The sequence below is a fragment of the Citrobacter cronae genome, assembly GCF_016893685.1.
Classification (GTDB): domain Bacteria; phylum Pseudomonadota; class Gammaproteobacteria; order Enterobacterales; family Enterobacteriaceae; genus Citrobacter; species Citrobacter werkmanii.
Genome location: NZ_CP069763.1, coordinates 2976933 through 2984695, shown reverse-complemented (window position 1 = coordinate 2984695; position 7763 = coordinate 2976933). Strand labels below are relative to the sequence as shown.

At 55.2% G+C, this 7763-nt stretch carries 6 protein-coding genes; 1 reads left to right on the top strand and 5 read right to left on the bottom strand.

Annotated features, from left to right (window positions below):
- Positions 1-81: 81 nt before the first annotated feature.
- Positions 82-1389 carry a 30S ribosomal protein S12 methylthiotransferase RimO gene (gene rimO / locus JSN25_RS12795; protein ID WP_204524992.1) on the top strand — a complete coding sequence of 436 codons (1308 nt, stop codon included), beginning with the start codon at positions 82-84 and terminating at the stop codon, positions 1387-1389.
- Positions 1390-1443: 54 nt separating this feature from the next.
- On the opposite strand, the gene gsiD is transcribed toward rimO, so the two are convergent.
- The 5 genes from gsiD to iaaA are packed head-to-tail and all read right to left on the bottom strand — an operon-like array spanning position 1444 to position 7715.
- Entirely contained in the window at positions 1444-2355 is a 912-nt protein-coding gene (gene gsiD, locus JSN25_RS12790) for a glutathione ABC transporter permease GsiD (protein WP_069323226.1), read from the bottom strand.
- Positions 2356-2357: 2 nt separating this feature from the next.
- Entirely contained in the window at positions 2358-3278 is a 921-nt protein-coding gene (gene gsiC, locus JSN25_RS12785) for a glutathione ABC transporter permease GsiC (protein ID WP_069323225.1), read from the bottom strand.
- Between the two features lie 46 nt (positions 3279-3324).
- Positions 3325-4863: a glutathione ABC transporter substrate-binding protein GsiB gene (gsiB, locus tag JSN25_RS12780; RefSeq protein WP_150344831.1), complete on the bottom strand. Its 1539-nt coding sequence runs from the start codon at positions 4861-4863 to the stop codon at positions 3325-3327.
- 28 nt (positions 4864-4891) lie between these two features.
- Positions 4892-6763: a glutathione ABC transporter ATP-binding protein GsiA gene (gsiA, locus tag JSN25_RS12775; protein ID WP_204524991.1), complete on the bottom strand. Its 1872-nt coding sequence runs from the start codon at positions 6761-6763 to the stop codon at positions 4892-4894.
- The gene (iaaA, locus tag JSN25_RS12770; RefSeq protein WP_069323360.1) at positions 6750-7715 is read right to left on the bottom strand and encodes a beta-aspartyl-peptidase; all 966 of its coding nucleotides are present in this window, start codon (positions 7713-7715) and stop codon (positions 6750-6752) included. The genes gsiA and iaaA overlap by 14 nt, the downstream gene beginning before the upstream one ends.
- Positions 7716-7763 lie beyond the last annotated feature (48 nt).

Sequence of the window (7763 nt, the reverse complement as noted above, 5' to 3'; positions counted from 1 at the left end):
GTCTTATGCCGATCAGATATAGATGTACCGTGACGGCATCTGTATAATCCCCCGATTACGAGCAATGTACAGTATAAGAAAATGGCAAAAATTGGTTTTATATCACTAGGTTGTCCGAAAAACCTCGTCGATTCTGAGCGCATCCTGACCGAACTTCGTACCGAAGGCTATGATGTTGTGCCAAGCTACGACGACGCGGATATGGTTATCGTTAACACCTGCGGCTTTATCGACAGCGCGGTTCAGGAGTCCCTGGAAGCAATCGGCGAAGCGTTAAACGAAAACGGCAAGGTGATCGTTACCGGCTGTCTGGGCGCGAAAGTCGATCAGATCCGTGAAGTCCACCCGAAAGTGCTGGAAATCACCGGTCCGCACAGCTATGAACAGGTTCTGGAGCACGTTCACCACTATGTGCCAAAACCAAAGCATAACCCGTTCCAGAGTCTGGTTCCTGAGCAGGGCGTCAAGCTGACTCCGCGCCATTATGCCTATCTGAAAATTTCTGAAGGCTGCAACCACCGCTGCACGTTCTGCATTATTCCGTCGATGCGTGGCGATCTGGTGAGTCGTCCGATCGGCGACGTACTCAGCGAAGCCAAGCGTCTGGTAGATGCGGGCGTGAAAGAGATACTGGTCATTTCTCAGGATACGTCCGCGTACGGCGTGGATGTGAAGCATCGCACCGGTTTCCATAACGGCGAGCCGGTCAAAACCAGCATGGTTGATCTGTGCGAACAGTTATCAAAACTGGGGATCTGGACGCGTCTGCATTACGTCTATCCCTACCCGCACGTTGATGACGTGATCCCGTTGATGGCGGAAGGCAAAATTCTGCCGTATCTGGACATCCCGCTGCAGCATGCCAGCCCGCGTATTCTCAAGCTGATGAAACGCCCAGGCTCCGTGGACAGACAGCTGGCGCGCATCAAGCAGTGGCGTGAAATTTGTCCTGAACTGACGCTGCGCTCCACCTTCATTGTTGGTTTCCCGGGTGAAACAGAAGAAGACTTCCAGATGTTGCTCGACTTCCTGAAGGAAGCACGCCTGGATCGCGTCGGCTGCTTTAAGTACAGCCCGGTAGAAGGCGCTGGCGCCAATGATCTGCCGGATCAAATCCCGGAAGAGGTGAAAGAAGAACGCTGGAACCGCTTTATGCAGTTGCAACAGCAGATCTCTGCTGAACGCTTGCAGGAGAAAGTGGGCCGCGAATTTCTGGTTATCGTTGATGAAGTTGACGAAGAAGGCGCGATTGGTCGCAGTATGGCTGACGCCCCGGAAATCGATGGCGCGGTATACCTGAATGGCGAAACCAGGGTGAAACCTGGCGATATCATCCGCGTGAAGGTCGAAAACGCAGATGAATACGATCTGTGGGGCACCCGCGTTTAAATAGCGTAACCCAACGTAGGCCGGATAAGCGTTACGTCTTATCCGGCCTGTGGTTTATCCTTTTATCTTCGGGTCCAGCGCGTCGCGCAGGCCATCGCCCAGTAAGTTAAACGCCAGCACCGTCAGAAATATCGCCACCGCCGGGAAAATCGCCACATGCGGCGCAATCACCATATCGGCCCGCGCCTCATTGAGCATTGCCCCCCACTCCGGGGTCGGCGGCTGCGCGCCCAATCCCAGAAATGACAAGCTCGCGGCAGAGATAATCGACGTGCCAATTCGCATGGTAAAAAAGACCACAATCGATGAGACCGTTCCCGGCAGAATATGGTTAAAGATGATGGTTGCATCGCTGGCGCCAATACTGCGCGCAGATTCAATAAAGGTCTGCTGCTTCAGCACTAGCGTATTCCCACGCACCAGGCGCGCAAAGGCCGGAATAGAAAAAATAGCCACGGCAATAATCACGTTGGCAATACCGCTGCCCAGCACTGCCACCACAGCGATCGCCAGCAAAATACCCGGAAAGGCGAACAGTACATCGCAGATGCGCATAATCAGTCGATCCCACCAGCCTTCGTAGTATCCCGCCAGCAATCCCAACACGGTGCCAATCGTCGCGCCAATAAATACGGCAAAGACCCCTGCCGCCAGCGAGATTTGCGCGCCAACCAGCACACGGCTAAAGATATCCCGTCCCAGGGAGTCAACGCCGAACCAGTGCAGCATCGACGGCCCGTCATTCAGACGGTCATAATCGAAGTAGTTTTCGGCATCAAATGGCGTCAGCCAGCGGGCAAAAATCGCCACCATAATCAGGATAAGGACAAACAATCCCGCGATCATCGCCATGCGCTGGCGGCGGAAACGACGCCAGAACTCATGCCACGGCGTGCGAATCTGCTCTGGCTTAACAAGGGGCATCGCATTTAAAATCGCCTGTCGGCGCCAGTTAAAAAATCGCATCCTTACTTGTACCTGATAGCCGGATTAATGGCGGCGTAGAGTACATCCACCACTAAATTAATAAGAATAAACTCCAGAGAGAATAACAGCACCTCGGCCTGTATCACCGGGTAGTCGCGCATTTCGACTGAGTCCACTAACAGTCGTCCAAGCCCTGGCCAGTTAAACACCTTCTCAACCACGATTGAGCCGCCGAGTAAAAAACCAAACTGTAGCCCCATCATGGTAACCACCGGGATCATCGCGTTACGCAGACCATGTTTTAACACCACCCAGGTTTCACTCACCCCTTTAGCTCGCGCGGTGCGCATATAATCTTCACTGAGCACATCGACAAACGAAGCACGGGTAAAGCGGGCCAGCACCGCAGCCACCGCCGCCCCCAGCGTAATTGACGGGAGGATATAGTGCAGCCAGGTGTCAGCGCCCACGGTGGGCAACCAGCCGAGTTCAACGGAAAATATCTGCATAAGCAGCATGCCGAGCGCAAAAGCCGGAAAAGAGATCCCGGTGACCGCCAGCGTCATACTTAACCTGTCCGGCCAGCGATTACGCCACACGGCGGCGATAATCCCCGCCGTCATGCCAAATAACACTGCCCACGCCATACTGGCAATTGTCAGCCATAGCGATGGCATAAAACGGCTGGCAATCTCTTCCGCAACCGGGCGGCGAGAAACCATCGAGGTTCCAAAATCGCCTTGCAACACGTTGGTCATGTAATGCCAGAACTGAATATGCAGCGGTTGGTCCAAGCCCAGTTGCTTACGCACCAGTTCAATCACCTCAGCGTCAGCTTCCGGTCCGGCAATCAGCCGGGCCGGATCGCCGGGTAGCAGGTGAACAAATAAAAACACCAGCACCGCCACAATCAACAGCGTTGGGATCAACCCCAGCAGGCGCTTGAAAACATAGTTAAGCATCACGCTCCCTTCGCCGGCCCCTACATTACGGGGCCGAATGCATCGCTTATTTTAAATCCGCATCATCAAAGCTAAATCCGGTATCCGGCATGATCCAGAATCCCGTCAACCTGGTGCTGTGCGCCGAAATCAGTTTTTCCACTACCAGCGGGATCCACGGCGACTCTTTCCAGATGATATCCTGCGCATCTTTGTAGAGCTTCGCTTTCTGCGCCGGATCGTTGGTTTGCAGAGCCGCGGCTAAATCACTGTCCACCTGCTTATTGCTGTAGAACGCCGTATTAAACAGCGTCGGCGGCCAGTTTTGTGATGCAAATAGCGGCGACAGCGCCCAGTCCGCTTCACCTGTAGAAGCAGACCAGCCGGTGTAGAACATCCGCACTCCGCTCTCTTTCTGCGCTTTACCTTCAACTTCCGCCGCTCGCTGACCAGCGTCCATCGCCGTTACCTGCGCCTTAATGCCCACCTGTGCCAACTGCTGCTGGGTAAATTGCAGTACTTTCTGCGCGGTACTGTGGTTATGCGAAGACCATAGCGTGGTGGTAAAACCATTAGGGTAACCCGCTTCTTTCAGCAACTCGCGCGCTTTCGCCGGATCGTAAGGCCACGGCGTATAGCTTTGCGCATAGGCAATCGATGGCGGGAGAACACCGGTGGCAGGCGTCGCGTACCCGGCAAAAGCGACTTTCACCAGCGCCTGACGGTTGATGGCATAATTCAGCGCCTCACGCGCCTTCGGGTTATCGAACGGTTTTTGCGTGACGTTCATGCTGATATAACGCTGCATGATAGACGGGCTGGCCACCAGTTCCAGGTTTTTGTTCTTCGCCAGTAACGCCGCCTGCTCGTAAGGAATCGGGAAGGCAAACTGCGCCTCCCCGGTCTGCAGCATGGCCGCACGCGTGTTGTTGTCGGTCACCGGACGCCAGGTAATCGTGTCAAGCTTTGGCAACCCTTGCTGCCAGTAGCCCGCGAACTTCTTAACCTTCACAAAATCCGTCTGATTCCAGGTTTCAAGCTGATACGGTCCGGTGCCGACAGGATGAAAGCCGATCTCCTTACCGTATTTCTCCAGCGCGGCAGGCGAAATCATCGCCGTTGCCGGGTGCGCCAGAATATTGATGAATGCCGAGAACGGTTGCTTCAGCGTAATCTTCACCGTCGACGGGTCGACAACCTCGGTTTTATCAATATTCTTATACAGGTTGTAGCGTTTCAGATGGTTTTCCGGATTACTGGCCCGATCGAGGTTAGCTTTGACCGCATCGGCGTTGAAGTCAGTGCCATCCTGAAACTTCACGCCCTGACGCAGCTTAAGGGTGTAAGTCAGGCCATCATCAGAAACCGTATAACTCTCCGCCAGCACATTTTTCAGCTTCATCTCTTTATCAAGGCCAAACAGTCCTTGATAAAACGACTTTGCTACCGCCTGCGACAACGTGTCGTTCGCGTCATAGGGGTCGAGCGTGGTGAAGTTAGATCCCACTGCCACCACCACGTCTTTGGCGGCCCAGCCCGGTGCGGCGGCCAGCGCCGAGGCCACTCCCACAGCAACCAGCCATTTTCGAGCAACAATTTTTGTCATGTTATTCTCCTTAAACCCTGTCTGCCTGTTATAAACGCGAAAGCGCATTTTCTGGTTGTGGACGCGCGACATAATGCCCCGGGCCAACTAACTGTAGTGACACGGGGGAAATCTCTTCGCCGCGCTTGCGGATATTGCTGGGGATATCATCCGATAACAGCACGCGCTGGGGCCGATGATGTGATGGTTCGGCAACCGGTACTGCCGCCATCAGTTTGCGCGTATACGGATGCTGTGGATTTTCAAATACCGCCCGCCGGGTGCCGATCTCGACAATCTGCCCCAGATACATCACCGCCACACGGTGACTGATCCGCTCCACTACCGCCATATCGTGGGAAATAAACAGATATGCGATCCCCATTTCGCGCTGCAGGTCGAGCAACAAGTTGATAATTTGCCCACGAATCGAGACATCCAGCGCCGAGACCGACTCATCGGCAATGATTACCTTGGGATTGAGCGCCAGCGCCCGGGCAATGCAGATACGCTGACGCTGACCGCCGGAAAACTCGTGCGGATAGCGCCAGGCATGCTCAGGGAGCAATCCTACGCGCTCAAGCAGCCAGGCAACCCGTTTTGCCGCCGCATCACCTTGCAGTAATCCATGCACCCGTAACGGCTCTAAAATGGAGTATCCCACCGTCTGGCGAGGATCGAGCGATGCATAAGGGTCCTGGAAGATGAACTGAATGTCCCGGCGCAGCGGCTGCAGTTTGCTGGCGGCGAGGGTATCAATCCGCTGTCCGTTGAAGATGATCTCTCCACGCTGAGACTCAACCAGGCGCAGCAACGCCCGCCCTGTGGTGGACTTGCCGCAGCCCGACTCGCCCACCAGCGAGAGCGTTTCTCCCGGCCACAGGTCAAAGCTGACGTTTTCCACCGCATGCACCTCACGGGTTACCCGGTTAAGAATGCCGCTGCGCAGAGGAAAACGCGTCACCAGATTGCGTACCCGTAGGATAGGCTCGCCTTCAACCACGGTGTCCTGCTCGGTTTGCGGTTCAACATGACTGGGATCGTGTAAAGAAATAAGTGGGAAACGGCGCGGATACTCTTGTCCGCTCATGGCGCCAAGCTGCGGTACGGCTGCCAGCAGCGCTTTAGTATAGGGATGCTGGGGAGCATGAAAGATCTGCTCAACGCTGCCGGTTTCAACCGCCTCACCCTGATACATTACCAGCACACGGTCGGCAATATCCGCCACCACACCCATATCGTGGGTAATAAAGATCACCCCCATCGACATATCCTGCTGCAACACTTTTATGAGTTGCAGGATCTGCGCCTGAATAGTGACATCCAGCGCGGTGGTCGGCTCATCGGCAATCAGTACCGCAGGGCGGCACGACAGCGCCATGGCGATCATCACGCGCTGGCGCATGCCGCCGGAAAGCTGGTGCGGATAACGCGATAAAATCGCCTTCGCCTCAGGGATACGGACCTGATCGAGCATCCGTTTAGCTTCCAGCATCGCCTCTTCATGACTGGCCCCCTGGTGTAAGCGGATAGACTCGGCAATCTGCTCACCCACGGTAAACACCGGATTTAGCGATGTCATCGGCTCCTGAAAGATCATCGCGATATCCGCGCCGCGCACGTGGCGCATCTGTGATGCGCTCTGTTCACCCAGCTCAATAACCTGGCGGTTGCGGCGTCGGAGGAGCATTTCATCACAGCTCACCTCACCGCCAGCCTGTTCTATCAGACGCATCAGCGACAAAGCCGTGACCGACTTTCCTGAACCGGACTCGCCAACTATCGCCAGCGTTTCGCCACGCTTCAGGCGAAATGACAGATTACGCACCGCACTCACGGGCTGCTGTTCCTGTTCAAAGGCAATGTTCAGGTTACTCACTGCCAGCACGTCACTGACGTCAAGCTCATCACTGTGTGGCAACGGTATCTCCTTTTTCCCGATAAATACCGGTGGTTGGCGTATCGCCCGCGTATCCCCAGGCACGGTACATGCCTTCACTGTTAAACGGTAAGGCGACATTGCCCTCATGATCGATAGCAATTAAGCCGCCACTGCCGCCCAACGCCGGTAATTTTTCCATCACCACACGCTCGCACGCCTCAGATAAACTCAGGCCGCCATAATCCATCAATGCCGCAATGTCATAAGCCGCCAGCGCACGAATAAAGACTTCTCCGGTTCCGGTGCAGGAAACCGCCACGTTTGCGTTATTGGCATAACAGCCTGCGCCAACCAGTGGACTGTCACCCACCCGGCCCGGCAATTTGTTGGTCATCCCGCCGGTCGATGTCGCCGCCGCCAGATTACCAGACATATCCAACGCAACCGCCCCCACGGTACCCATTTTGTTGTTCTCATCCAGTGGGGTAGCGTTATGATCCAGCACCATTTCACCCGCCGTTCGCGCCGCCAGCAGTTGAGCGTAGCGTTCTGGCGTCGAGAAAATATCCGCCGAAACGCGCTCCATACCCTGCGCAATGGCAAAATTCTCTGCCCCCTCACCTATCATCATGACGTGTGGGCTGTGTTCCATCACCAGGCGTGCCGCGAGAACTGGATTTCGCAGATGACTTACTCCCGCGACGGCTCCCGCTTTCAGGGTATTACCGTCCATCACGCAGGCGTCCAGCTCATGGGTTTCATCACGGGTATATACTGCGCCAATTCCGGCATTAAACAGCGGGCACTCTTCCAGCAGACGCACGGCCTCGGTCACCACATCCAGTGCGCTACGCCCCTCTTCGAGCATCCGCTGACCGGTTTCGACAACATCTGACAGCGCCTGTATATAACGCAACTCCTGCTCCTGGCTCAGCTGTGCACGGGTAATAGCCCCGGCGCCGCCGTGAATTGCAATAACTGCTTTACCCATTTTTTCGTCCATTAAGGTGACCGGTTCCGGGGTTATAAATATCAGAAT